This is a genomic window from Pseudomonas sp. NPDC047961 (assembly GCF_050272435.1).
Classification (GTDB): Bacteria; Pseudomonadota; Gammaproteobacteria; order Pseudomonadales; family Pseudomonadaceae; genus Stutzerimonas.
Window position 1 is genome coordinate 1,238,686 of sequence record NZ_JBNNMD010000001.1, and the last position, 24,353, is coordinate 1,263,038.

Below are 24,353 nucleotides of genomic sequence, written 5' to 3' on the forward strand. Positions count from 1 at the left end.
TGCGCTCAGCGGTGAAAAGCTTCTGCCTTGGCCTGATCCACATGGTGGCGCCATGCCCGGTCGCGATCACGTTCCAGCGCATTGCTGCGCCAGGCGGTCAGCCCACCGGTATCAATTTGCATCGCCTGGCATTGGCGATAGCCGTCATTCCAACCCTCGGCGTACAACGGCTGGCCCATGTAGCGCGGGACGTCCTTGCGAAACTGAGCCAGCGCGCCGGCAGCCTGGCGGCCGCTGCCGCACCCGGCACGGAAGCCATCGGCATATTCGGGCGGGTATTCGTCGGCGACCAGCAGCTCCGATGAACTCTGGCAACCGGTCAGGGAGAGTCCGGCGAGCATCATGGTTAGCAGTGCCCGACGATGAGGTGAAGAACTGTTACGCCCTTTACTGGCGCGGTGTGGACGCAAATGGCGAGAAGACATGAGATCACTCGGGCATTAGGAAATGAAGCCCGCGGCAAGCGCCAAGGGCCACCACGGCACGCTTCGAAGTCTGATCGGCTTGCTGTCAGGGTTTCGTCAAACGGGCGTGAACAAAGTGTGAAGGCGCTGACCGGCGTTAGCCCCCTGTACGGCGGAAGCTGTAGAACAGATTGGGCTCGCTGACGACGAACAGCGTGCCGTCGCTGTCAAGGGTGACGCCCTCGGGATGCGGCGCAGAATGCCGCAGACCACCGAACCACCGATTGAGGCTGCGATAGCTGAGCATGCGCCCGCTATCGCTGAGCTCCATGAGCAAGCGCGACTCGTCGCTGAGCAGGATCAGGTGGCCGGTAACGGCATCGAAGTGAATGTCCGACAGATCGGTGGCGAACACCTGATCCGCAATCCAGTCGCTGCGGTCGCGGATGGTCAGCTGCAGCGGCCCCTCGAGGCTGGCAGCGACTCCACCCACCTCGTACAGCTGCCGAGGGTCGCGTTCCTTGACAATAAACAGCCGGTCGCCCGCCGCATCGTACGTCAGCCCTTCGAAGCCCTTGTTGCCGTTTAGGTTGATCCCGAGCGAGAAGAACTGCGCCTCGGACGCATCAACGGGTCGTGGCTGCGTCGGCAAGCGGAAGATGCTGATCTGTTGCGCTCGCTCATCGGACACGGCCACGCGACCATGCCCCATGTAGGTCACGCCTTCGATGTCGCCGAAACCCTGCAGCGGATAGCGCTCGAGCAGCTCGCCGCTCTTGCTCAGCGCCACCAGCTCGGTTGGGCCGCCGTTCACCACCGCCAGCAGGCAATCCAGATCCGCGTCATAGCTGACCGCCGAGAGGTTCCGGCTGATTCCCTCTACCGGCTTGCCGTCGATGGATACCGCATAGCCAGGTAACCAGCGGTTCGCCAGATCATATTGAGTGACGTTCATCTGCCGGGTCAGGTTGAAGTACCAGCGCTCGTTCCAGTGAAGCGCTATCGCCGTCGCAACGAATGCGAACAACAGAGCCGTCAGGCCGACCCAGCGGTAGCGACGGCGGACCATCGCCCCAAGGCGTTGTCTGGTGTAAGAGCTTGCTTGCGTCATCTCGGTTCTTTCCTCATCGCTAGCGCTGCCGCCTGTTCTGCACAAAGGAGCAATCGAATGTTCAGCCTGTCTCGCCTCACGTCGCGCCTGCAGCGCTGGGCACGCCAGCTCAAACGTGACGTCATGACGCTCTGGTGCTGTGCTTGCCACCCGGATACGCCCTGGTGGTTGCGGGCGTTACTGGTCTGTGTGGTCGCCTACGCACTGAGCCCGATCGACCTGATTCCGGACTTCATTCCAGTGCTCGGCTACCTCGACGATCTGCTGCTGTTGCCCCTGGGCATCTGGCTGGCCATACGCCTGATGCCTCCAGCCATTCTCAGCGAATGCCGCGCCCAGGCGCTTGCGTGGGAAAACACGCCACGCTCGATCAGCCGGGCGGGCGCTGCCGCAGTCGTGCTCATCTGGGTGTTGACCGCCAGCGCCCTGGCCTACTGGCTGAGCACGGCGTGATCGACGCAGCCGAGCATAGCCAGGCACATGTGAAAAAATCGTCGTCAGCACGGATCGTTGCACCACGGCAACTGACTTAAGGCTGCCTTAAGTTTGCCGCCCAACAATCGCCCCAGGCTTCTAACCGAGGTTCCCCGATGGAACTGCCCTGGGTTGATCAAACTGACGTACTGGCGTGTATCGGCCGTGAGCCGGCGCTGACCCTGCAACTGGCGCAGGCAGATGCAGGCGAGCGGCGCACAGCGCTGGAAGACTTCATCCGCCAGCGTTTCGCCGAGCACTATCAAGCGCAGGTGCGTCATTTCATGCCCTGCCTGCTCGGCCTGCATGGCGACAATGGCGAGGTGCATGGCGCGGTCGGCCTGCGCAGCGCCCGGCGCCGGCCGCTGTTTCTCGAACGCTATCTGGACGAGCCCATCGAGCAGGCCGTGAGCCAGCGCCATGGGCGTACGGTGCCGCGCGAGGAGATCGTCGAGGTCGGCAACCTCGCCGCCTTCGGCAATGCCTCGGCGCGCCTGCTGATCGTCGCGCTGACCGATCTGCTGGTCGCCCAGGGCTTTCGCTGGGTGGTGTTCACCGGCACGCCGGCACTGCTTAACAGCTTCCAGCGCCTGGCGCTCGATCCGCTGCCGCTGGGTCTGGCCGATCCGGCGCGCATGGGCGAGGAGCTGGCCGACTGGGGCAGCTACTACGCCTGCCGGCCGCAGCTGATGGCCGGCGAGATCCTGCCAGGCCACCAGCGCCTGCTGCAGCTCGGCCTCTATGCGCGGCTCGGCTATCAGCCGCTGTTCGACACCGCGGAGGCGCCCCATGCAGCCTGCAGCTGAACGCTTCTGGACGGCACTCGACCAGCACGCCGGCATCGCGCTGGGCGAAGGGCCGCGCCAACTGAGCTACGCCGAACTGCGCCATGAGGTGGCCGCGCGCGCCAGCCATCTGCAACAGCTCGGCGTGCAGCGCGTCGCCTTGGCGCTGGATAACGGTCTGGAGTGGGCGCTGTGGGACCTGGCCCTGCTGCGCGCCGGGCTGGTCTGCGTGCCGCTGCCGGGATTCTTTTCCCCGGCGCAGCAGGAGCATGTACTGAACCATGCCGGCATCGACTGCCTGATCGGCGCCGTCAGCCCTTTCAGCGAGCGCTGCGGCTTTCGTCAGAGCGTCGGCGGCCTGCTACTGCGCCAGCCGGATGCCGTCACACCGGTGCCCGACGGCACCCTGAAGATCACCTATACCTCCGGCACCACCGGCCAGCCCAAGGGCGTCTGCCTGGATGCCGAAGCGCAGCTGGCGGTGGCCGAGAGCCTGCGGCAGGCCAGCCTGGCCTGCGATGTGCAGCAGCACCTGTGCGTGCTGCCGCTGGCTACCCTACTGGAGAACATCGCCGGGCTCTACGCGCCGCTGCTGGCGGGGGCACGGATCGATTTGCGTCCGCTGGCGGAGATCGGTTTCAGCGGCGCCGCAGGTTTCGAGCTGCCGCGCTTTGTCACGACGCTGAACGAGAACCGGCCGCACAGCCTGATCCTGCTGCCGCAGCTGCTGCTGGCCCTGGTCAGCGCCGCCGAACAGGGCGTGCCGCTGCCGACTTCGCTGCGCTTCATCGCGGTCGGTGGCGGCCGCGTCGCGCCGCAGCTGCTTGAACGCGCCGAGCGGCTCGGACTACCGGTGTTCGAGGGCTACGGCCTGTCCGAATGCGCCTCGGTGGTCTGCCTGAACACACCCGAGGCGCGGCGCATCGGCACGGTCGGCCGGCCGCTGGCGCACGTCGAGCTGCGCTTGGCCGACGATGACGAGGTACTGGTGCGCGGCCCGCACATGCTCGGCTACCTCGGTGAGCTGGCCCTCGCTGGCGAGTGGTTGGCGACTGGCGATCTCGGCCATTTCGAGGACGGTTTCCTGGTCCTGCACGGGCGCAAGAAGCACCAGTTCGTCACCGCGTACGGACGCAACGTCAACCCGGAATGGGTCGAGGCGGAGCTGGTGCAGCAGGCCTCCATCGCCCAGGCCTGGCTGCATGGCGAAGCACTGGCGCAGAACGTCGCCGTGCTCGTACCTCGCCGCCCCGAGCTGAGCGATGCCGAGCTGCAGGCGGCGGTCGAGCGGGTCAACGCCGGCTTGCCGGACTACGCCCGCGTGCACCACTGGCTGCGCGCCGCCGAGCCCTTCACCGCCAGCAACGGTCTGGTCACCGCCAACGGCCGGCTGCGTCGCAACGCCCTCTTCAACCATTACCAACCGGCCATTAACGCCCTACTTTTTCCTGACTTCGAGGTACGCAGCATGGATTTTTTCGACCAACTACAACACCAGACCAACAGCGAGCGCGAGTACCTGCTCGGCGCGCCGATCATCCACGCCGCGCTAGCCGGCACTGCGACCCGCGCGCAGTACATCGCTTTCCTCACCCAGGCCTATCACCACGTCAAGCACACCGTGCCGCTGTTGATGGCTTGCGGCGCACGCCTGCCGGAGCGCCTGGAGTGGCTGCGCGAGGCGATCGCCGAATACATCGAGGAAGAAATCGGCCACCAGGAATGGATTCTCAACGACATTCGCGCCTGCGGTGGCGATGCTGAGGCGGTGCGCCACGGCCAGCCGGCACTGCCCACCGAACTGATGGTCGCCTATGTCTACGACCGCATCGCGCGACACAACCCGGCGAGCTTCTTCGGCATGGTTAACGTGCTCGAAGGCACCAGCATCGCCCTGGCGACCCAGGCCGCTGGCGTGCTGCAGGACAAGCTGCAGCTGCCGGCCAAGGCATTCAGCTACCTGACCTCCCACGGCAGCCTGGACATGGAGCACATCGAGTTCTTCAAGAAGCTGATGAACCGCCTCGACGACGAGGACGACAAGGCCGCCGTGGTGCACACCGCTCGCGTGGTCTACCGACTCTACGGCGATATCTTCCGCAGCCTGAGCGCGCCGGAGCACAGCCATGCAACTGCGTGACGCGCGCATCCTGCTCACTGGCGCCAGCGGCGGCATCGGCCAGGTGCTGGTCGAGCGGCTCTGCGCGAACGGCGCACGGCTGTTGTTGGTGGGACGCGACAGTCTTGCCCTGGAAGCGCTGGCGCGCCGCTATCCAGGGCAGGTCAGCCTGGTCTGCGCGGACCTCACCCAGCGCAGCGGCCGGTACACGGTGCTCGATGCCGCGCGGCGTTTCGGCGGCCTCAACTGCGTGATCAATGCCGCCGGAATCAACCAGTTCAGCCTGCTCGAACAGCAGGACGAGGACGCCATCGCCCGCCTGATCGGCGTCAACGTCACCGCCACGCTGCAGCTGACCCACCTGCTGCTGCCGTTGCTGCACCAGCAACCGCAGGCGCTGCTGGTCAACCTCGGCTCGACCTTCGGCTCCATCGGCTACCCGGGTTTCACCGCCTACTGCGCGAGCAAGTTCGCCCTGCGCGGCTTCTCCGAAGCGCTGCGGCGCGAATTGGCCGACAGCCACGTCAAGGTGCTCTACGTCGCGCCCCGCGCCACCCGCACGGCGATGAACAGCGCCGATGTGGTGGCGATGAACAACGAGCTGAAGGTGGAGATGGATGATCCGCAAGAAGTCGCGCGGCAGATCGTCCACGCCATCGCCACCGAGCGTGAAGAGATGTACCTCGGCTGGCCGGAAAAGCTCTTCGTGCGCCTCAACGGCCTCTTGCCGCGTCTGGTCGATCAGGCGCTGCGAAAACAGTTGCCGGTGATCAAGCGCTTCGCCCGCGCCGAACAGCCAACGCCACCCGCATCGCAACCTACCTCTACCGGAGAACACCCATGAAGCCTCTGCTCGGCCTTTGCGCCCTGATGCTGGCCCTGGCCAGCCAACCCTCCTTAGCCCTCAGCCCGGCCGGCGAGTCATCGCTGCGCCAGATCCAGACGCGCTGGGCGGAGATCAACTATCAACTGCCTGCGGCACAGCGCGAGGCGGCCTTCGCCCGGCTCGCCTCGGAGGCCGAAAGCTCGGCGGCCGGCGAACCCCAGGCCGCCGAGCTGCATATCTGGCACGGCATCGTGCTCAGCACCTGGGCCGGCGCCAAGGGCGGGCTCGGTGCGCTGAGCCTGGTCAAGCAGGCCAAGGCCGAACTGGAGAAAGCCATCGAACTTGATCCGCAGGCCCTTGATGGTTCGGCCTACACCAGCCTCGCGAGCCTCTACTATCAGGTGCCTGGCTGGCCGATCGGCTTCGGTGACGAGGACAAGGCCGAGGCGTTGTTCCATCAGGCGCTGGCGCTGAACCCGAACGGCATCGACCCGAACTACTTCCACGGTGATTTCCTGCTGCGCCAGAAGCGCTATGGCGAAGCAAGCGCCGCACTGGAAAAAGCCATCGCCGCACCTGCCCGCCCCGGTCGTGAAGTCGCCGATGCCGGTCGCCGCGACGAAGCCCGCGCGCTGCTCGCGCAGGTCAAGGAAAAACTGGAATAACCGCGCGCGACGGCGTTGAATGCAAAGCAATGCCACAAACCCTTCAGGACGACAGAAACGACATGCGCATTCTGCTGGTGGAAGACGATCGTGCTCTTGGCGAGGGCATCCGCACTGCGCTGAAGCCGGAGGGTTATACAGTGGACTGGCTGCAGGACGGCGCTAGCGCGCTGCATGCGCTGAGTCACGAGAGCTTCGAGCTGGCGATCCTCGACCTCGGTCTGCCGCGTATGGACGGTCTGGAAGTACTCAAGCGGCTGCGCGCCAGCGCCAACCCCGTGCCGGTGTTGGTACTGACCGCGCGCGATGCCACCAGTGATCGCATTGCCGGGCTGGACGCCGGCGCCGACGATTACCTGGTCAAACCCTTCGATGTCGCCGAACTCAAGGCTCGCCTGCGCGCCCTGCTTCGGCGCAGCTTCAATCGCCCGGAGCCGACCCTGGAGTATCGCGGCATTCTGCTCGACCCGGTGAACCAGCAGGTCAGCTACCAGGGCGCGCCGATCAACCTGCCGCGCAAGGAATTCGTCCTGCTCCACGAGCTGATCGCCCAGCCCGGTCGGGTGCTGACCCGCGATCGGCTGCAGCAGGTGCTCTACGGCTGGGACGAGGAGGTCGAGAGCAACGCGCTGGAGGTGCATATCCATCACCTGCGCAAAAAATTCTTCCCCGAGCTGATCCGCACCGTGCGCGGGGTCGGCTATTTGGTGGACAAATGCTGAGGCGCTCTATCCGCAACCGCACCCTAGTGCTGGTGCTCGGCATCCTGCTGCTGTCGCTGAGCCTGATCTCCTGGCGCAGTTATCGCGACGCTCGCCACGAGATCGAAGAGCTGTTCGACGCCCAGCTGGCGCAGAGCGCGCGGCTGGTGCAGGGGCTGGTGATGCGCGAAATGGAGCCATCAGCCCGCCACGCGCTGCAGAGCGCCTTGGACGCCGCGGTGAACGCGCGGCGGAATCAGGGGGTGCCCGGGCACGATTACGAAACCAAACTCGGCTTTCAGGTCTACGCCGCGGATGGCAGCAGCGTGCTGCAGTCGGCCGGTGCGCCGAACGGCGCCTTGCAGGAATTGGCCAAGGCAGACTCGGCGTCGCCATTCAGCGACCTGAGTGGCGGTTATCACGACGTGCAGCTAGACGGCCATGCCTGGCGCCTGTTCCTGTTGCACGACCCCGAGGACGAACTCTGGATTCTGGTCAGCGAGCGCGACGATGTGCGCGGCGAGCTGGTCGGCAAGATCGCCCGGCGCAGCCTGCTGCCTGACCTGATCGGTCTGCCTCTGCTGGCGCTGCTGATCTGGCTGGCGGTGGGCTGGGGCTTGCGCCCCCTGGCGCACATGGCCCAGCTACTGAAGAATCGCGATCCGGACAACCTCGCGCCGCTGCTGCTGGCACCGCTGCCGCAGGAGTTGGAGCCGGTGGCCGCCTCGCTCAATCGCCTGCTGCAACAGGTCAATCAATTGGTCGATCGGGAAAAACGCTTCATCGCCGATGCGGCCCATGAACTGCGCACACCGCTGGCAGTGCTGCGCATTCACGCCCAGAACGCACAACAGGCCGGCAACGAGGCAGACCGTGACGAAGCCCTCAGGCAGCTCCTCGCCGGGGTCGACCGTACGACACGCGTAGTCACTCAGCTGCTGACCCTCGCGCGACTGGAACCCAGCGCCCAGCAACTGCTCCTGGCACCGCTGGACATGCGTCGGCTGACACGCGACACCCTCGCCGAGTTGACGCCACTGGCCATCGCCCGCGAACAGGAACTCACACTGGAAGTCGATGAGCACGGTGACTACTCACTGACCGGCGATGCCGCAAGCCTGGCCACGCTGTTGCAGAACCTGGTCGGTAACGCGCTGACCTACACCCCCAGCGGCGGGCGGATCGAGGTACAGCTGCGCAGCACCCCGGATAAGTTGATCATTGAGGTTGCGGACAGCGGGCCCGGTATTGCGCCCGAGCTGCGTGAGCAACTGTTCGAGCGCTTCGTTCGCCTCGGCGACGGTCAGGGTGCTGGGCTCGGCCTGTCGATTGTTGCGCGCATCGCCGAGCTGCACGGTGCGACTGTTGAACTGCTCGATTCGGCACTGGGTGGATTACGCGCGATTGTGCGTATTCCCCGTACCTGAGCCTGCCCTCAATCCCAGGCTATCCCCTTCGCGCAGCACCAGTATTCGATCGCCGCGCCCCGTATCAGCCGTCGCTGCGCTGCCTTGAGGCATGCCGCGCAACAACACCGCGTCGAATCGTCGCGACGCTTGCCCAGATAAGCTTCGCTTAAGTTTCGAGGCCTAGACTCGGCGGCAAGTATCCACACGAGGAGTAGGTGAAATGAACGATAAACTGATGCCGATCCGCTACGGACGGCTGTCCATTGGCTTGCACTGGCTGATGGTGCTGCTGATTGCAGCGGTCTACGCAACGATCGAGCTGAAGGGTAATTTTGCCAAGGGCAGCGAGCCGCGAGAGTTGCTCAAGCAGTGGCATTTCATGCTCGGCCTGTCGGTGTTCATGCTGGTCTGGCTGCGTTTGCTGGCTCGATGGCTGCGACCGGCGCCGCTCGCCATTGCCAGCGCAGCCTGGGAGCAACGGTTGGCCAAGCTGGCGCACCTGGCGCTCTACGCGCTGATGATCGGCCTTCCGCTGTTGGGCTGGCTGACCTTGAGCGCCGCTGGCAAACCCATTCCGTTCTTCGGTCTTGAATTACCCGCTCTGCTGGGCCCGGACAAGGCCTTAGCCGGTGATATCAAGGAAGTTCACGAAACCGTGGCCGTGCTCGGTTACTGGCTGATCGGTCTGCATGCTGCAGCAGCGCTGTTTCACCACTACGTTCGCCGCGACGACGTTCTTCGACGGATGCTGCCGCAGCGACAAATCTGACCCAGGCACGAAGACGCCCGGCCGACTCGTCATCGACCGGGCGTTTTTGTTTGTCAGCCGAGCAACTCGCTGAACGGCAGATACTCCACCGTCTCCCCTTCTTCCAGCGTGCGGTTGCGCTCGACGATAGCCAGGCCTTCCGCCCAGCTGGCCGAGGTCAGCATCGCCGAGCCCTGCCGCGGGTGCAGGCACACGCGCATCTCGCCATCGACCTGCTCCAGCCGCGCGCGCAGGTATTGGCGACGGTTGTTCGGCTTGCGCCAGGCGAAGCCAGCGGTCAGGCGCAGCGGCTTGGGCAGCACCTCGGTGCAACCCTGGGCACTGAGCAGGAACGGCCGCGCCACCACCAGCGAGGTGATCAGCGCCGCAGCTGGATTGCCGGGCAGGCCGATCCACGGTTTGCCATTGACCTCGCCAAAGGCCAGCGGCTTGCCGGGCTGAATTGCCAGGCGCCACATGTGCAGCTCGCCCAGTTCGCGAATGGCCTGTTTGAGGTGATCCTCCTCGCCGACCGAGACGCCGCCGGAGGTGATCAGCATGTCCCATTCGGAAGCGGCCAGCGCCAGGGCGTCACGGCTGGCAGCCAGCTCGTCGACCAGGATTTCATAGTCGTGTACTTCCATGCCGAGGCTGCGCAGCACGCTGAGCAGGCAGTAACGGTTGGAGTTGTATATCTGTCCCGGCGCCAGCGGCTCACCGGGTTCGCGCAGCTCGTTACCGCTGGAAAGCAGACCGATGCGCAAACGACGATAGACCGCCACGCGGGCCACGCCGAAGCTTGCCAGCAATCCAATTTCCTGCGGTCGCAAGCGCTTGCCTGCCTGCAGCACCAGCTCACCGGCCTTCACTTCTTCGCCCTGCCGACGCACATGGGCACCCGGGATAACCCCGGGGAAATGCACGCGATCGGCCTCGATCTGGCAATCCTCCTGCGCCACCACGGTGTCGGCGCCCGGCGGCAGCGGCGCGCCGGTGAAGATGCGCACGGCGTGGCCGGCAGGCAGTTGCTGGTCGGCCGCATCACCGGCGGCAATGCGCCCGGCCAGCGGCAGCCAACCGCCGTCAGCCGGCAGGTCGGCCGCGCGCAGGGCGTAACCGTCCATCGCGCTGTTGTCCCAAGCCGGCACCGGGAAGGGTGCATCGAGGGATTCGGCCAGCACCCGACCAAGGGCATCGGGCAGCGCCACATGTTCGACCGGCGGCAGCGCGGGCACCCGCGCCAGCAGTTCGGCAATGGCCTCGTCGACCGGCTTCAGGCCACTGGTGTCGCAGCCACAGGCGCTCATGAGCGTGGCCCGCAGTATTCGACCGCGCTAGCCTTGAGGTGCGGCACGAAATTGCAGGGCTTGGTACGGCTGTCCAGCTGCTCGACAAGGATCTTGTTCCAGGCGGTGCGGCACGCATTGGTCGAACCGGGCAGACAGCAAACCAGGGTGCCGTTGCTCATGCCGGCCAGCGCGCGGGACTGCACGGTGGAGGTGCCGATCTCGCCCAGTGAAACGTAGCGGAACAGCTCGCCGAAGCCGTCGACATCTTTGTCCAGCAGCGGCTGTACCGCCTGCGGAGTGTTGTCGCGGGCGGTGAAACCGGTGCCGCCGGTGATCAGCACCACCTGCACGTTCTCGCTGGCGATCCAGCTGCAGACGCGGGCGCGGATCTGCCAGATGTCGTCCTTGACGATGGCCCGCTCGGCCAAGGTATGGCCGGCGCTCTGCAGCCCATCGATCAGCGCTTGGCCGGAGGTATCGGAATCGATGTTGCGGGTGTCGCTCACCGTAAGCACCGCGATGCTCAGGGGCTGGAATTCGGTGTTGGACAGATGAGCCATGGCTCGAAACTCCTTTGAAGATGTGTGCACAGGCTGCACCCGTGCCGTATGCGAACCCATTACCCTTTGGAGGTATGTGCGCGCTGAGTGGTGCCGTGAGCGTTGCAGGCGATGGCACGAGCGGTTTCTGCGACAAGGCCCGACTGTGGCACCTGGCATGTGAGTCAAGCCGGCAATACCGGCCGATGGTAGCGAATTAAGCGGTCGACTCGTAGCCCATGGGGCATTGGCTCAACCACCGCTGGCGTTCATGAAGCGCAATACCTGGACCTCACCGCCACTGGAGAATTCGTGACGCAACGGCTTGCGCTGCAACGCGGCGTGAATCGCATCGATCGCCGGCTGATCGCTGATCGGGTGACGACGCAGCAAGGCACGTAGGTCGATGGCGTTCTCGTGCCCCAGGCACAGCAGCAGGCGCCCTTCCACCGTCAGCCGCACGCGGTTGCAGGTGGCGCAGAAGTTGTGCGAATGCGGCGAGATGAAGCCGATGCGCGTCTGCGGATGGTCCGGCAGGCGCACGTAACGCGCCGGGCCGCCGCTCTGCTCGGCCGAATCGATCAGCGTGTGCCGCTCGGCGATCAGCGCCTTCACCTCGTCGCTGGAGCAGAAGCTCTCGCCGCGCGAACGACCTACGTCACCCAGCGGCATTTCCTCGATGAAGCTCATGTCCAGCCCGCTGGCGATGGCGAAATCCACCAGGTCGGCGACTTCCTCGGCGTTGCGGCCCTTCATCACCACGGCGTTGAGCTTGATCCGCTCGAAGCCGGCATCGCGCGCCGCCTCGATGCCGTCGAGCACCTGCTGCAGCTGACCGGTGCGGGTGATGGCGTGAAATTTTGCGGCATCCAGGCTATCCAGGCTGATGTTCAGCCGCTTGACCCCGGCGCGCGCCAGCGGTGCTGCAAGCTTGACCAGCTGCGAGCCGTTGGTGGTCATCACCAGTTCGCGCAGGCCGGGCAAGGCCGCGATGCGCTCGCAGAGACCGACGATGCCCTGGCGTACCAGCGGCTCGCCGCCGGTGAGGCGAATCTTCTTCACCCCCAGACCGACGAATATCCGCGCGATGCGTTCCAGTTCCTCCAGGCCGAGCACCTGCTGGCGCGGCAGGAAGGTCATGTCCTCAGCCATGCAGTAGACGCAGCGAAAATCACAGCGGTCGGTCACCGACATGCGCAGGTAGTCGATCTGGCGGTTGTGGGCATCGCGTAATTGAGTCATCGATAACACCTCTGAACCTTCGTAGGGTGGATGACACTTGTTTCATCCACCATGGCCCCGCCCGGTGGTGCGACCCGGTGGGGTGGTGCGAGTGCCGCCGCTTCCATCCACCTCCAGCCCGCAAAGGTGGATGGGTGAAGCGTCATCCACCCTACGTTGAGCTAAGTCTCCGCTATTGCATCAGTGGCGTGTCCGCGCCCTGCATATGGATGCCATCGATGTGCGCCGCACCCACCAGGTTCTGCAGATACTGGCTGACGCCGATCTGCCAGACGCGCTGGTTGAGCTCGGCGCGGATCGAGCCGGCGACGACCTCGTAGGGCAGCTGCTCGCCTTCGATGCGCTGGTCGACGGCCACCAAGTGATAGCCGTAACGGCTCTCCAGCGGTTGCTGGCACAGGCCGACCGGAAGACGGAACAGCTGGCGCTCGAATTCCGGCACCGTCTGGCCCTTGCTGATCTGTCCCAGCGCACCGCCCTGCCCCTTCGACGGGCAGGCCGAATGCAGCAGTGCCAGTTCGGCGAAGCGTTGCGGTTCGGCCTGCAGCTGCGCGATCAACGCCAAGGCCTGTTCCCGAGCCAGGCTGCGGGCTTCGGCATCGTCTGCCGGGGAGGCCAGCAGAATATGCCGCGCGGCCAGCAGGGGTGCGCTGAAGAAGCGCTGCTGGTTGCCGTTGTAGTACTGCCGGCAGGCCGCCTCATCGGCCAGCGGCAGCGGCACTTCCTGCTCGATCAGGGTGCGGGTGGCCGCCTCCTCCTCGCTCTCGCCAGCCTCGGCTCGCACCATCAGCCCCAGCTCGCCGATGCGCTGCTGCAACAGCTCACGCAGCACCAGCGCCTGGGTCGCCAGGTAGACGGCCTCATCGCGGCTTTCGGCCGGGTGATATTGCAGTTCCTGGGCAATGGCCTGCGAGGCGATCGCCACGCCGTTGACGTGCACCCGGGGCCATTCCTGTTCACTGCTGGCGATCAGCGCGGGTTCGCCGGACGCTTGCTCAGCGGCAGTATTGGTATGAACTTCGTGCGCCAGCTCCTCGAACAGCGGGGCCTCGGCCGGCACTTCGATCTCCGGACGCGCGCCGCCACCGCAGCCGCCTCCGCCTGTGCTTCCACCACATCCACAACCCATGATGATCACCTCGATAAAGCCGTTTGAACGTTTGGTCGATTCAGCCAGGACGGCTGACGCAGAGACGCCAGCCGCCGAGCCATCACGCCGGCGTCTTGTTCTTAGCCGTGGCGTAACCGGGCACAGCCGTCGGCGCGGATGTTTCTCGGGCCGGCGCTTCATAGGTACGCGGGCGTTGCGGGCGCGGCATGGTCGGTTTGACGCCCTTCTGGCGGACAATCTGGTAGCGCCGCCCCAGGTACCACACCGGTGCGCTGACGATGTGCACCAGACGGGTGAAGGGGAACAGCACGAACAGGGTCACGCCGAGAAACACGTGCAGCTTGTAGATGATGCCGACCGTTTCGATGGCGCCTGCAGCCTTGACCGGCTGGAGGGTCACCAGGCTCTGCGCCCAGGTGCCCAGCAGCACCATCACCGAACCGTCCAGGTGGCCGGTGGAGGCGACGATGGTCAGCAGCCCCAGCACCAGCTGCGCCAGCAGCACGAACAGGATCATGATGTCGCTGGTGTTGGAGGTGGCACGCACGCGGGCGTCGGTCATCCGGCGGTGAATCAGCATCACCAGGCCGATCAGGCAAAGGATGCCGAAAAAGCCGCCGGACACCATCGCCACGATCTGCTTCTGGCCACTGCTGATGAACGAGTGATACAGCGCCTCGGGCATCAGCAGGCCGACGAAATGTCCGGCCAGGATGAAGATGATGCCGACGTGGAACAGGTTGCTCGCCAGGCGCATGCGGTTGTTTGACAGCATCTGGCTGGAGCCAGCCTTCCAGCTGTATTGCGACAGGTCGAAGCGTGCCCAGCTGCCGATCAGGCAGATGGCCAGGGCGATGTAGGGGTAGACCCCGAACAGCAGGAAATTGAAGTTAGACATTGCGCACCTCCTGGGCGAGCGCGGCGGCCTGCCCGTCATGCTTGAAATCGGTCCAGTGCAGCGGCACCGGGCTTTCCTCGCGAGCCTTGCCCGGCCCGCTCGGCATGGATGGGCAGCGATCCTGCTGCTCGGCCTGGAGGAAATTGACCTGTTCCTCCTCCCAGATCTTGTCCAGCGCTTCCAGCGAGTCGTCGCGTTCCTCGGCGGCGACCTGCTCCTGCAGGCCGGCCAGGGTTTCCTGCACCGGCTCGCCGGCGATCTGCAGCAGCGCACGGAAGCACGCGGCATGCGGGCTTTCGCGCTCCTGCAGACGCGCCGCCAGCAGAGCCAGCAGGTGCGACACGTCGGCCAGCCCCTCGCGGGCCTCGAGGTCATCGCGGGTGGCGAGGTACTCGAGGTACAGCGGAATGTAGTCCGGCAGCTCGCGTACACCGATGTCGAAGCCAGCCTCCGTGTACTGCGCCATCAGGTTGACCATGGCCTGGCCGCGGTCGCGAGACTCGCCATGCACGTGTTCGAACAAGAGCAGCGACAGTGAACGACCGCGGTCGAACAGGTCGGTGTAACGCTCCTGCACGTCCATCAGGTCGTCTTCGGTCAGCTCATCGAGCAGGCGGCGCAGCGCGATGCGCTGCTCCGGGCTGATCTCGCGCGCCGCGCCGATGGCCTGAGCCAGTTCGGCATGGCCGTCGCGCAGATGCTGGTCGGGATAGTCCAGCAGCAGGGAAATCACTTTAAGGATGCGCATGGCTCAGTCCTCCCACAGCTGGACGGTCTTGATGATGTCGCGGCGGTTGGCCTTCTTGGCACCGAACATGTTGGTGTCCGAGGCGCCCGAGCAGCCGCTGCCGAAGCTGAAGCCGCAACCGGAACGCTCGGCGAAGGCATCGCTCATGGCCTCCTCGCGATGCGCGGTCGGGATCACGTAGCGGTCTTCGTAGTTGGCGATGGCCAGGTAGCGGTACATGTCCTCGACCTGGGCCACCGACAGCCCGACGCTCTCCAGCACCTCCAAGTCCTGCACGCCATCGACCTGCTCGGCGCGCTTGTAGGCACGCATGGCGAGCATGCGCTTGAGCGCCAGCTTGACCGGCTCCTCGTCACCTGCGGTGAGCAGGTTGGCCAGGTAGCGCAGGGGGATGCGCAGGCTGTCGACGTCCGGCAGCACGCCGTCCATGCTGACGTGGCCAGCCGCCGCAGCGTTCTGGATTGGCGACAGCGGCGGCACGTACCACACCATCGGCAGCGTGCGGTATTCCGGATGCAGCGGCAGGGCGAGCTTCCAGTCCACCGCCATCTTGTACACCGGCGACTTCTGCGCGGCTTCGATCACCGACATCGGCACGCCATCGTTGAGCGCCTGCTCGATGACCTTCGGATCGAACGGATCGAGGAAGATCTCCAGTTGTTTGGCGTACAGGTCCTGCTCGTTGACGGTGCTGGCCACTTCATGGATGCGGTCGGCGTCGTACAGCAGCACGCCGAGGTAGCGGATGCGGCCGACGCAGGTTTCGGCGCAGACGGTGGGCATGCCGGCCTCGATGCGCGGGAAGCAGAAGATGCACTTCTCGGATTTGCCGCTCTTCCAGTTGAAGTAGATCTTCTTGTACGGGCAGCCGCTGATGCACATGCGCCAGCCGCGGCACTTCTCCTGGTCGATGAGAACGATGCCGTCCTCCTCGCGCTTGTAGATCGCACCGCTCGGGCAGGACGCGGCGCAGGTCGGGTTCAGGCAGTGCTCGCACAGGCGCGGCAGGTACATCATGAAGGTGTTTTCGTACTGCCCGTAGATGTCCGCCTGGATCTTGTCGAAGTTCTTGTCCTTGCGACGCTTGGCGAATTCGGTACCGAGAATTTCCTCCCAGTTCGGGCCCCACTCGATCTTTTCCATGCGCTGGCCGGAGATCAGCGAGCGCGGACGTGCCACTGGCTGGTGCTCGGAGATCGGCGCGGTGTGCAGGTTCTGGTAGTCGAAGTCGAACGGCTCGTAGTAGTCGTCGATGGTCGGCAGGTCCGGGTTGGCGAAGATGTTCGCCAGCACCCGGAACTTGCCACCGATGCGCGGGTTGATGGTGCCGTCGCCATTGCGCACCCAGCCGCCCTTCCACTTGTCCTGGTTCTCCCACTCTTTCGGGTAGCCGATGCCAGGCTTGGTCTCGACGTTGTTGAACCAGGCGTATTCCATGCCTTCACGGCTGGTCCAGACGTTCTTGCAGGTGATCGAGCAGGTGTGGCAGCCGATGCACTTGTCCAGGTTCAGGACCATGCCAACTTGTGAACGAATTTTCATTGTGCAGCCTCCACAACCGGCGCCTCGATCTTCAGAGCGGGCATGGTCCGGGGACCATGCGCTGCCACCTTGGGTGAACGAATTTTCATTGTGCAACCTCCACAACCGGCGCCTTGATCTTCAGAGCGGGCATGGTCCGGGGACCATGCGCTGCCACCTTGGGTGAACGAATCTTCATGGCCTATTCCTCAGATGTCTTGCGGCAGGGGTTGCGGCAGGTCGTTGCCGTTCGGGCCGTCGAGCCAGTCGACCTTGGCCATCTTGCGTACCACGACGAACTCGTCGCGGTTGCAGCCCACGGTGCCGTAGTAGTTGAAGCCGTACGCCTGTTGGGCGTAGCCGCCGATCATGTGGGTGGGCTTGAGCACCACGCGGGTCACCGAGTTGTGGTGGCCGCCGCGCGTCTTGGTGGTCTCGCTGCCGGGCACGTTCACGATGCGTTCCTGGGCGTGGTACATCATCACCATGCCTTCCATCACACGCTGGCTGACTACCGCACGGGCGGTCAGGGCGCCGTTGGCGTTGAAGCACTCGATCCAGTCGTTGTCCTCGATGCCGGCCTTCTTGGCGTCGACTTCCGACATCCACACGATCGGGCCGCCACGGCTCAGGGTGAGCATGATCAGGTTGTCCGAGTAGGTGCTGTGGATACCCCACTTCTGGTGCGGGGTGATCCAGTTGAGGACGATTTCGGTATTGCCGTTGCTCTTCTTGCCCTTCACGTAATCGATGGTGCGGGTGTTGATCGGCGGCCGGTAGCTCATCAGCTGCTCACCGAAGGCCTGCATCCACGGGTGGTCCTGGAAGAACTGCTGGCGACCGGTGATGGTGCGCCACGGGATGAACTCGTGGACGTTGGTGTAGCCGGCGTTGTACGACACATGCTCGTCTTCCAGGCCTGACCAGGTCGGGCTGGAGATGATCTTGCGCGGTTGCGCCTGGATGTCACGGAAGCGGATCGCCTCGTGCTCCTTGGGCAGCGCAAGGTGGCTGTGGTCGCGGCCGGTGAATTCCGAAAGAGCGGCCCAGGCCTTCACCGCGACGTGACCGTTGGTTTCCGGCGCCAGGCTGAGGATGACCTCGGCAGCATCGATGGCCGACTCGATCTGCGGACGCCCTTGGCTGACGCCCTCCTCGCGCACCTTGTAGTTCAGCTCGCCGAGGAAATCGACTTCAGCCTGGGTGTTCCAGTTGATGCCCTTGCCACCGTTGCCGAGCTTGTCGAGCAGCGGGCCGAGGGAGGTGAACTTCTTATAGGTGGCGGGATAGTCGCGCTCGACCACCGCCATGTTCGGGCAGTTCTTGCCCGGCTGCGGATCGACGCCAGCGGTTTTCCAGTCGGTGCCGCCGAATGGCTGGGCCAGTTCGCCGGGGCTGTCGTGCAAGAGCGGCACGGTGACCAGGTCCTTTTCCACGCCCAGATGACCTTCGGCCATCTTCGAGAAGGCCTTGGCGATGCCCTTGTAGATTTCCCAGTCCGAACGCGCTTCCCAGGCCGGGTCGATGGCAGCGGACAGCGGGTGGATGAAGGGGTGCATGTCCGAGGTGTTCATGTCGTCCTTCTCGTACCAGGTCGCGGTCGGCAGGACGATGTCGGAGTACACGCAGGTTGAGGACATGCGGAAGTCGAGGGTGGTGACCAGATCGAGCTTGCCGATGGCGCCGTCGTCCTGCCATTCGGCTTCGAGCGGCTTGAAGCCGTCACGCTTGCCGAGGTCCTCGTTCATCACGCCGTTCTTGGTGCCCAGCAGGTACTTGAGCATGTACTCGTGGCCCTTGCCCGAGCTGCCCAGCAGGTTGGAGCGCCAGATGAACATGTTGCGCGGGAAGTTTTCCGGGCTGTCCGGCTGCTCGCAGGAGAAGCGCAGCGAACCGTCCTTGAGCGACTGGGTGACGTAGTCGACCGGCGACATGCCGGCGGCTTCGGCGTCACGGCAGATCTGCAGCGGGTTGCGGTTGAGCTGCGGCGCGCTCGGCAGCCAGCCGGCACGTTCGGCGCGGATGTTGTAGTCGAGCATGTGCTCGGGGAACTGCGACTTGTCGGCCAGGGGCGAGAGCACTTCGTGAATGCTCATCTTCTCGTGGCGCCACTGCGAACTGTGATTGTAGAAGAAGCTGGTGCCGTTCATCTGGCGCGGCGGACGGCTCCAGTCGAGGCCGAAGGCCAGCGGTAGCCAGCCGCACTGCGGACGCAGCTTTTCCTGGCCGACGTAGTGCGCCCAGCCACCACCAGTCTGCCCCACGCAACCGCACAACATCAGCATGTTGATCAGGCCGCGGTAGTTCATGTCCATGTGATACCAGTGGTTCATCGCCGCACCGACGATGATCATGGAACGGCCATGGGTCTTGTCGGCGTTGTCGGCGAATTCACGGGCGATCTGGATCGCCTTCTCACGCGCCACGCCGGTGATGACTTCCTGCCAGGCAGGAGTGCCCGGCACGCTGGCGTCGTCGTAGCTGGAAGCGACGTTGGCCCCACCCAGACCACGGTCGATACCCAGGTTGGCGGCCATCAGGTCGAACACGGTGGCGACCTTGGTGGTGCTGCCGTCGGCCAGGGTGATGCTGCGTACCGGTACGCGGCGCAGCTGGATGCTTTCGCCTTCAGCGTGCTGGAAGTGCTCGTGGAGGATGCCGCCGAAGTACGGGAAGGCGACCTCGGCCGTCTCGCCACCATCGATCTGGGTCAGGCTCAGGTCGACGTCACGGCCGTCCTTGCCTTCGCGGGCTTCGATGTTCCACTTGCCCTTCTCGCCCCAGCGGTAGCCGATGGAGCCGAGCGGCGAAACCAGCTCGCCGGTGGTGCCATCGACTGCGATGGTCTTCCACTCGGGGTTGTTCTCCTGGCCGAGGTTGTCGGCCAGATCCGAGGCGCGCAGGAAGCGGTCGGCGATGTAGCTGCCGTCCTTTTCGTTCAGGCGCACCAGCACCGGCAGGTCGGTGTAGCGCTTGGCGTAGTCGCGGAAGTATTCGCTCGGCGTCTCGAGGTGGAATTCCTTGAAGATGACGTGGGCGAAGGCCTGGGCCAGGGCGGCATCGGTGCCCTGCTTGGGGTTGAGCCAGAGGTCGGTGAGCTTGGCGACTTCGGCGTAGTCCGGGGTGATGGCAACGGTCTTGGTGCCCTTGTAGCGGACTTCGGTAAAAAAGTGCGCGTCCGGGGTACGGGTCTGCGGGACGTTGGAGCCCCAGGCGATGATGTAGTTGGAGTTGTACCAGTCGGCCGATTCCGGCACGTCGGTCTGCTCGCCCCACACCTGTGGCGAGGCCGGCGGCAGGTCGCAGTACCAGTCGTAGAAGCTCAGGCACACGCCACCGATCAGGGACAGGTAGCGGCTACCGGCAGCGTAGCTGACCATGGACATGGCGGGGATCGGCGAGAAACCGATGACACGGTCCGGGCCGTACTGTTTGACGGTGTAGACGTTGGCGGCAGCGATGATCTCGTTGACTTCTTCCCAGCTGGAACGGATGAAGCCGCCCATGCCGCGCTTGCTCTTGTAGGACTCGGCCTTGGCCTTGTCCTCGACGATGCTGGCCCAGGCGTCCACCGGGCTCATGCTGCGCCGCGCTTCACGCCACAGCTTCAGCAGCGGCTTGCGCACCTTGGGGTACTTCAGGCGGTTGGCGCTATAGATGTACCAGCTGTAGCTGGCGCCGCGCGGGCAGCCGCGCGGCTCATGGTTGGGCAGGTCGTTGCGGGTACGCGGGTAGTCGGTCTGCTGGGTTTCCCAGGTGATCAGGCCGTTCTTCACGTAGATCTTCCAGGAGCACGAACCGGTGCAGTTCACCCCGTGGGTGGAGCGCACGATCTTGTCGTACTGCCAACGGGAGCGGTAGACGTTCTCCCAGTCGCGGGATTCGATGCGGGTTTCGCCATGACCGTCGGCGAACTCGCCTTGCTTCCTGTTGAAGAAGCGCAGTTGATCGAGCAAGTGGCTCATTGGTTTCTCTCCTCACTCCGGTTGCGAACCACTGGCCCGACCGGTCGGCTTATCAATCTCGGCTGGCGCCCGCCTCAGGGACCGACGCATCAGGGCTATGAACGTCAGGACGCGAGCTTCTGGCGGGCCTCCAACTCGCGGTCAACGCTGGATACGTAGTACTCGTCGGAGAACGCTCCCTCGGGCTCCTTCAGCCAGAGCAGGCAGAGCCCGAAGCTGACGAACGCACCGGCGGCAATCACCATGAAGAACTGCGAGGGGGTCACGAAGGTGTAAAGGGTCAGGTAGCAGACGGCGCCAACGTTGCCGTAGGCCCCAGCCATGCCGGAGATCTGCCCGGTAACCCGGCGCTTGATCGAGGGGATGATCCCGAAGGTCGCGCCCTCGGCGCCCTGGACGAACATCGAGCAGGCCACGGTGATGGCGACAGCGACGATCAGCGGCCAGGACGCGTTCATCAGCCCCATCAGGAAGAACCCGACGGCGATGCCGAGCATGTAGGCGAGCATGACGAAGCGGCGGTTGCCGAAGCGGTCGGAAACCAGCCCGCCCATGGGCCGCGCCACCAGGTTCACGAAGGCGAAGGAGGCAGCGATGATGCCCGCGGTGGTCGGGGTCAGGCCCCAGGTCAGCTCGAAGAACATCGGCAGCATCGACACCACCGCCAGCTCCGCACCGAAGTTGGCGAAGTAGGTGGAGTTGAGCGCGGCCACGGTGTTGAAGGGGTACTTGTCGTCTTCCGGCACACCCTTCTTCAGGATCGGTATGTTGACCCGCAGGATCTGCACCACCTGGAAGATCACCACCAGCGCGATCACCGAGTAGCAGATCGCCGCGCCGGTCGCGCCCAGGTAACCCAGCCCCTCGATGCGCCAGACCAGGATGCCCAGCACGCCGACCATGGGGATGGTCCAGACGATCAGCTTGATCATGTCGGCCCAGGTGCTGACTTCCAGCGCGCTGGCCTTGTGCGGCTTGCGGTGGATGGTGCCGGCCGGACCGTCGGTGAGGGCAAACCAGTAGTACACGCCGTAGACGGCCATGACGATCGCCGAGCTGGCAATCGCCCAGCGCCAGCCTTCCGGGCCACCGAAGGCGTGGATGGCGATGGCCGGCAGGCTCATGGCCGCCGCTGCGGAACCGAAGTTGCCCCAGCCGGCGTAGAAACCTTCGGCGAAACCGATGTCCTTGGGCTTGAACCACATGGCCGTCATATGGATGCCAACCACGAAGCTGGCGCCGATGGAGCCGAGGATCAGCCGCGACACCAGCAGCTGGACGCGGCTGTCACCGAAGGCGAAGAACAGCGCGGGCGCCGCCATCACCACCAACAATACCGAGAACACCCGGCGCGGCCCCCAGTGGTCGAGCGCCATGCCGACGAGAATGCGTGCCGGGATGGTCAGCGCCACGTTGGCGATGGCGAACAGCTTGAGGTCTTCGGGCGTCAGCCAGTTCACGCTTTTCAGCATGCTTGAGGCCAGCGGCGCCATGCCGAACCAGACGAAAAAGCAGATATAGAAGGCGATCCAGGTCAGATGCAGGGCCCGGATCTCGGGGCGCTTCCATTCGAACAGCGTAGAAACTCTCATGTTGAGCTCCTCACTCAGGGGCAGGCTTGGATCAGGACCGGGCAAGGCGCCCGGCGGGCCAGGAAGGCGCTGACGCTGCCGAAGGTCATGTAGTCGAGCTCGTCGACCAAGAGATTCAGCGAGCGGGAGATGAAGCCGCCGTCCGGTTCGTTTGAATGCCGCGCGATCACCAGCAGGTCGGGCTTCTTGTGCTCGGCAGCCTTGAGAATCATCTTGCGGGCGTCGCCTTCGGCGAGCATCACGTCGACGTCCAGACCGAAGGCGCTGACCTTGGCCGCCGCCTCCTGCAGGAACGCCTGGAATTCGCGACGTTCACGCTCGTAGAGCTCGGCCGCCGAATCGCTGGTATCGCGGGTGTCTTCCACCACCCCGATCAGCATGATCAGGGGGTTGAGCGGACCGAACATCTCGAGGGTGGCGTCCAGGGCTTTCCGGGCGTTACGCGAGTTGTCGTAGGCAAGCATGATGTTCATGGCGGCTCTCCGGACTCAGGGGTTCTTCACGTAGGCGTTGGGGCGCAGGTAGAACCACCAGTTGAGGATCAGGCACAGCGCGTAGAACACCGCGAAGCCGTACATCGCCACTTCCGGGGTGCCCGCCTTGACCTGTTCGCCGATCACGATCGGGGCGACGAAGGAGCCGTAGGCGGCGACAGCGGAGGTCCAGCCGAGTACCGGGCCGGCCTTCTCGCGGTCGTAGATGACGCCGATGGTGCGGAAGGTCGAGCCGTTGCCGATGCCGCTGGCGGCGAACAGCACCAGGAACAGCACCAGGAACAGGAAGAAGTACTCTTCAGGCTGGGCCGAGCCGTAGGCCTGTTGCATCACGTAGCCGGCCGCGACCGAGGCGCCAACCATGACCACCGAGATCACCTGGGTGACGATGGAGCCGCCGACCTTGTCGGAAATCCATCCGCCCAGCGGGCGGATCAGGGCGCCAATGAACGGGCCGATCCAGGCGTAGGTCAGGGCACTCGGTGCGTTGGGGTTGGCGACGCGGGTCACCACGCCATCAGCGCCGACCTCATTCATGAAACCGAAGATCACCGTGATCGACAGCGGAAGCGCCATGGAAAAGCCGATGAACGAGCCGAAGGTCAGGATGTAGAGAACGCTCATCGACCAGGTGTGCTTGTCGCGGAAGATCGCAAACTGGCGCTTGATGTTCGGGCTGATGCTGCCCGGCAGCAGGCGCAGCATGCCGAGCGTCGCGCCGATGGTCAGCAGCATCACGCCCCACATATTCAGCACGCCGAGGCCGGTCGGCGCAGGCAAGTAGAGGTACAGGCCGACGGCGGCGGCGAAAAAGGCCACGGCGTAGAGACCGAGAATCTTGCCGAAGGCGTTCAGCGGGTAACCCGGCGTCGGCGAGATCACCAGCAGGTTGTTCATGCCGAACCAGCCGGCGAAAGCCAGCGGCACCAGGAACAGCAGCCAGACCCAGCCACCATTCTGGATCCAGGTATCGGTTCCGGCAGGAATGCCGCCGATCAACGTGCCGCTGTCCTTGACCAGTGTCATCGGGTCACCGGCGATAAAGCCGAACACACCGGCAGTCATCACCAGCGGGATCAGGATCTGCATGGTGGTGACACCGAAGTTACCGAGGCCGGCGTTGAGGCCCAGCGCCAATCCTTGCTGGTTCTTCGGGAAGAAGGTGCTGATGTTGCTCATCGAGCAGGCGAAGTTGCCGCCGCCGATACCGGAGAGGAAGGCCAGCAGCTGAAATACCCACAACGGCGTGTCCTGGCTCTGCAGCGCAATGCCCGCACCGGCCGCCGGAATCATCAGCAGTGCGGTGGTGAGGAAGATGGTGTTGCGCCCGCCGGCGATGCGGATCATGAACGACGCCGGGATGCGTAGAGTGGCGCCGGTGAGGCCGGCGATGGCGGTCAGGGTGAACAGCTCGGCGGGCGCGAAGGGAAAGCCCAGGTTGAGCATCTGCACCGTGACGATGCCCCACATCAGCCAGATGGCGAAGCCCATCAGCAGACTCGGGATGGAGATCCACAGATTGCGATTGGCGACCCGCTTGCCAGTGGTGTCCCAGAAGATCTGGTCCTCCACGTCCCACTTTTCGATATTGCTCATGGTCGATCCTCTTGGCGCCAAGACCCTGCCTGCAAGCGCAGCGGGTTCAGGAATGGCTCGCACGCTAAGCGGGGGGGATCGATCCGAATTTGATTGGGGTCAATACAACGAAACTG

General features: G+C 64.6%; 20 protein-coding genes and 2 pseudogenes. 9 read left to right on the top strand and 13 right to left on the bottom strand.

What is annotated here, in order from left to right:
• Positions 1-5: 5 nt before the first annotated feature.
• Together ACQKIK_RS05905 and ACQKIK_RS05910 are read right to left on the bottom strand one after the other, a co-directional pair.
• Positions 6-344: a hypothetical protein gene (locus ACQKIK_RS05905; RefSeq protein WP_499135207.1), complete on the bottom strand. Its 339-nt coding sequence runs from the start codon at positions 342-344 to the stop codon at positions 6-8.
• A 217-nt stretch (positions 345-561) separates the two neighbouring features.
• The gene (locus ACQKIK_RS05910; protein ID WP_499135081.1) at positions 562-1,515 is read right to left on the bottom strand and encodes an SdiA-regulated domain-containing protein; all 954 of its coding nucleotides are present in this window, start codon (positions 1,513-1,515) and stop codon (positions 562-564) included.
• A 57-nt stretch (positions 1,516-1,572) separates the two neighbouring features.
• Here ACQKIK_RS05910 and ACQKIK_RS05915 point away from each other — a divergent pair, with 57 nt between their 5' ends.
• The 9 genes and pseudogenes from ACQKIK_RS05915 (at position 1,573) to ACQKIK_RS05955 (ending at position 9,263) form a co-directional block, all read left to right on the top strand.
• Positions 1,573-1,968, top strand: coding sequence for a YkvA family protein (locus tag ACQKIK_RS05915; RefSeq protein WP_064481415.1), 396 nt, complete (start codon positions 1,573-1,575; stop codon positions 1,966-1,968).
• A 137-nt stretch (positions 1,969-2,105) separates the two neighbouring features.
• Positions 2,106-2,795 (top strand): thermostable hemolysin, encoded by a 690-nt coding sequence (locus ACQKIK_RS05920; RefSeq protein ID WP_499135084.1) that lies wholly within the window; start codon positions 2,106-2,108, stop codon positions 2,793-2,795.
• A pseudogene (locus tag ACQKIK_RS05925) lies at positions 2,779-4,215 on the top strand (AMP-binding protein); the annotation flags it as partial. The gene ACQKIK_RS05920 and the pseudogene ACQKIK_RS05925, both read left to right, overlap by 17 nt.
• Positions 4,204-4,914: an iron-containing redox enzyme family protein gene (locus tag ACQKIK_RS05930; RefSeq protein ID WP_499135208.1), complete on the top strand. Its 711-nt coding sequence runs from the start codon at positions 4,204-4,206 to the stop codon at positions 4,912-4,914. The pseudogene ACQKIK_RS05925 and the gene ACQKIK_RS05930, both read left to right, overlap by 12 nt.
• The gene (locus ACQKIK_RS05935) at positions 4,901-5,737 is read left to right on the top strand and encodes an SDR family oxidoreductase (RefSeq protein WP_499135086.1); all 837 of its coding nucleotides are present in this window, start codon (positions 4,901-4,903) and stop codon (positions 5,735-5,737) included. The genes ACQKIK_RS05930 and ACQKIK_RS05935 overlap by 14 nt, the downstream gene beginning before the upstream one ends.
• Entirely contained in the window at positions 5,734-6,384 is a 651-nt protein-coding gene (locus tag ACQKIK_RS05940; RefSeq protein ID WP_499135088.1) for a tetratricopeptide repeat protein, read from the top strand. Before ACQKIK_RS05935 ends, ACQKIK_RS05940 begins: the two co-directional genes overlap by 4 nt.
• Before the next feature lie 62 nt (positions 6,385-6,446).
• Positions 6,447-7,106, top strand: a complete 660-nt coding sequence (locus tag ACQKIK_RS05945; RefSeq protein ID WP_046163972.1) for a response regulator — start codon at positions 6,447-6,449, stop codon at positions 7,104-7,106.
• Positions 7,100-8,512 (top strand): ATP-binding protein, encoded by a 1,413-nt coding sequence (locus ACQKIK_RS05950; protein ID WP_499135090.1) that lies wholly within the window; start codon positions 7,100-7,102, stop codon positions 8,510-8,512. Before ACQKIK_RS05945 ends, ACQKIK_RS05950 begins: the two co-directional genes overlap by 7 nt.
• A 202-nt stretch (positions 8,513-8,714) precedes the next feature.
• Positions 8,715-9,263 (top strand): cytochrome b, encoded by a 549-nt coding sequence (locus tag ACQKIK_RS05955; protein ID WP_463288182.1) that lies wholly within the window; start codon positions 8,715-8,717, stop codon positions 9,261-9,263.
• Between the two features lie 53 nt (positions 9,264-9,316).
• Here the strand turns inward: ACQKIK_RS05955 and ACQKIK_RS05960 are convergent, their stop codons facing one another.
• The 11 genes and pseudogenes from ACQKIK_RS05960 to ACQKIK_RS06010 all read right to left on the bottom strand — a co-directional run bounded on the left by ACQKIK_RS05960 (position 9,317) and on the right by ACQKIK_RS06010 (position 24,237).
• Positions 9,317-10,549, bottom strand: coding sequence for a molybdopterin molybdotransferase MoeA (locus ACQKIK_RS05960; RefSeq protein ID WP_499135093.1), 1,233 nt, complete (start codon positions 10,547-10,549; stop codon positions 9,317-9,319).
• The gene (moaB, locus tag ACQKIK_RS05965) at positions 10,546-11,091 is read right to left on the bottom strand and encodes a molybdenum cofactor biosynthesis protein B (RefSeq protein WP_014821507.1); all 546 of its coding nucleotides are present in this window, start codon (positions 11,089-11,091) and stop codon (positions 10,546-10,548) included. Before moaB ends, ACQKIK_RS05960 begins: the two co-directional genes overlap by 4 nt.
• A 231-nt stretch (positions 11,092-11,322) precedes the next feature.
• Complete coding sequence (moaA, locus tag ACQKIK_RS05970; RefSeq protein ID WP_499135095.1) at positions 11,323-12,312, bottom strand: GTP 3',8-cyclase MoaA; 990 nt, start codon at positions 12,310-12,312, stop codon at positions 11,323-11,325.
• 172 nt (positions 12,313-12,484) lie between these two features.
• Positions 12,485-13,441 (bottom strand): peptidylprolyl isomerase, encoded by a 957-nt coding sequence (locus ACQKIK_RS05975; protein ID WP_499135097.1) that lies wholly within the window; start codon positions 13,439-13,441, stop codon positions 12,485-12,487.
• A gap of 205 nt (positions 13,442-13,646) precedes the next feature.
• Positions 13,647-14,321: pseudogene (gene narI, locus ACQKIK_RS05980) on the bottom strand (respiratory nitrate reductase subunit gamma); the annotation flags it as partial.
• Complete coding sequence (gene narJ, locus ACQKIK_RS05985; RefSeq protein ID WP_064481404.1) at positions 14,314-15,069, bottom strand: nitrate reductase molybdenum cofactor assembly chaperone; 756 nt, start codon at positions 15,067-15,069, stop codon at positions 14,314-14,316. The pseudogene narI and the gene narJ, both read right to left, overlap by 8 nt.
• 3 nt (positions 15,070-15,072) lie before the next feature.
• A complete protein-coding gene (gene narH / locus ACQKIK_RS05990) occupies positions 15,073-16,611 on the bottom strand; it encodes a nitrate reductase subunit beta (RefSeq protein WP_499135101.1) in 1,539 nt (512 codons plus the stop codon).
• A 188-nt stretch (positions 16,612-16,799) separates the two neighbouring features.
• On the bottom strand, positions 16,800-20,555 hold the full coding sequence (locus tag ACQKIK_RS05995; RefSeq protein WP_499135103.1) for a nitrate reductase subunit alpha: 3,756 nt from the start codon (positions 20,553-20,555) through the stop codon (positions 16,800-16,802).
• Positions 20,556-20,659: 104 nt separating this feature from the next.
• Entirely contained in the window at positions 20,660-22,147 is a 1,488-nt protein-coding gene (locus ACQKIK_RS06000) for an MFS transporter (RefSeq protein ID WP_127838386.1), read from the bottom strand.
• A gap of 14 nt (positions 22,148-22,161) precedes the next feature.
• Complete coding sequence (locus ACQKIK_RS06005; RefSeq protein ID WP_045430483.1) at positions 22,162-22,620, bottom strand: universal stress protein; 459 nt, start codon at positions 22,618-22,620, stop codon at positions 22,162-22,164.
• 15 nt (positions 22,621-22,635) lie between these two features.
• A complete protein-coding gene (locus ACQKIK_RS06010) occupies positions 22,636-24,237 on the bottom strand; it encodes an MFS transporter (protein WP_046163936.1) in 1,602 nt (533 codons plus the stop codon).
• Positions 24,238-24,353 lie beyond the last annotated feature (116 nt).

Excerpts from the sequence above, each read along its gene's own strand:
- ACQKIK_RS06010 (WP_046163936.1), bottom strand. The coding sequence starts at position 24,237 with ATGAGCAATATCGAAAAGTGGGACGTGGAGGACCAGATCTTCTGGGAC.
- ACQKIK_RS05945 (WP_046163972.1), top strand. The coding sequence starts at position 6,447 with ATGCGCATTCTGCTGGTGGAAGACGATCGTGCTCTTGGCGAGGGCATC.
- ACQKIK_RS05935 (WP_499135086.1), top strand. The coding sequence starts at position 4,901 with ATGCAACTGCGTGACGCGCGCATCCTGCTCACTGGCGCCAGCGGCGGC.
- ACQKIK_RS05975 (WP_499135097.1), bottom strand. The coding sequence starts at position 13,441 with ATGGGTTGTGGATGTGGTGGAAGCACAGGCGGAGGCGGCTGCGGTGGC.
- ACQKIK_RS06000 (WP_127838386.1), bottom strand. The coding sequence starts at position 22,147 with ATGAGAGTTTCTACGCTGTTCGAATGGAAGCGCCCCGAGATCCGGGCC.
- ACQKIK_RS05905 (WP_499135207.1), bottom strand. The coding sequence starts at position 344 with ATGATGCTCGCCGGACTCTCCCTGACCGGTTGCCAGAGTTCATCGGAG.
- ACQKIK_RS05960 (WP_499135093.1), bottom strand. The coding sequence starts at position 10,549 with ATGAGCGCCTGTGGCTGCGACACCAGTGGCCTGAAGCCGGTCGACGAG.
- narH (WP_499135101.1), bottom strand. The coding sequence starts at position 16,611 with ATGAAAATTCGTTCACAAGTTGGCATGGTCCTGAACCTGGACAAGTGC.
- ACQKIK_RS05910 (WP_499135081.1), bottom strand. The coding sequence starts at position 1,515 with ATGACGCAAGCAAGCTCTTACACCAGACAACGCCTTGGGGCGATGGTC.
- ACQKIK_RS06005 (WP_045430483.1), bottom strand. The coding sequence starts at position 22,620 with ATGAACATCATGCTTGCCTACGACAACTCGCGTAACGCCCGGAAAGCC.
- ACQKIK_RS05950 (WP_499135090.1), top strand. The coding sequence starts at position 7,100 with ATGCTGAGGCGCTCTATCCGCAACCGCACCCTAGTGCTGGTGCTCGGC.
- ACQKIK_RS05920 (WP_499135084.1), top strand. The coding sequence starts at position 2,106 with ATGGAACTGCCCTGGGTTGATCAAACTGACGTACTGGCGTGTATCGGC.
- ACQKIK_RS05940 (WP_499135088.1), top strand. The coding sequence starts at position 5,734 with ATGAAGCCTCTGCTCGGCCTTTGCGCCCTGATGCTGGCCCTGGCCAGC.
- narJ (WP_064481404.1), bottom strand. The coding sequence starts at position 15,069 with ATGCGCATCCTTAAAGTGATTTCCCTGCTGCTGGACTATCCCGACCAG.
- moaA (WP_499135095.1), bottom strand. The coding sequence starts at position 12,312 with ATGACTCAATTACGCGATGCCCACAACCGCCAGATCGACTACCTGCGC.
- ACQKIK_RS05995 (WP_499135103.1), bottom strand. The coding sequence starts at position 20,555 with ATGAGCCACTTGCTCGATCAACTGCGCTTCTTCAACAGGAAGCAAGGC.
- ACQKIK_RS05955 (WP_463288182.1), top strand. The coding sequence starts at position 8,715 with ATGAACGATAAACTGATGCCGATCCGCTACGGACGGCTGTCCATTGGC.
- ACQKIK_RS05915 (WP_064481415.1), top strand. The coding sequence starts at position 1,573 with ATGTTCAGCCTGTCTCGCCTCACGTCGCGCCTGCAGCGCTGGGCACGC.
- moaB (WP_014821507.1), bottom strand. The coding sequence starts at position 11,091 with ATGGCTCATCTGTCCAACACCGAATTCCAGCCCCTGAGCATCGCGGTG.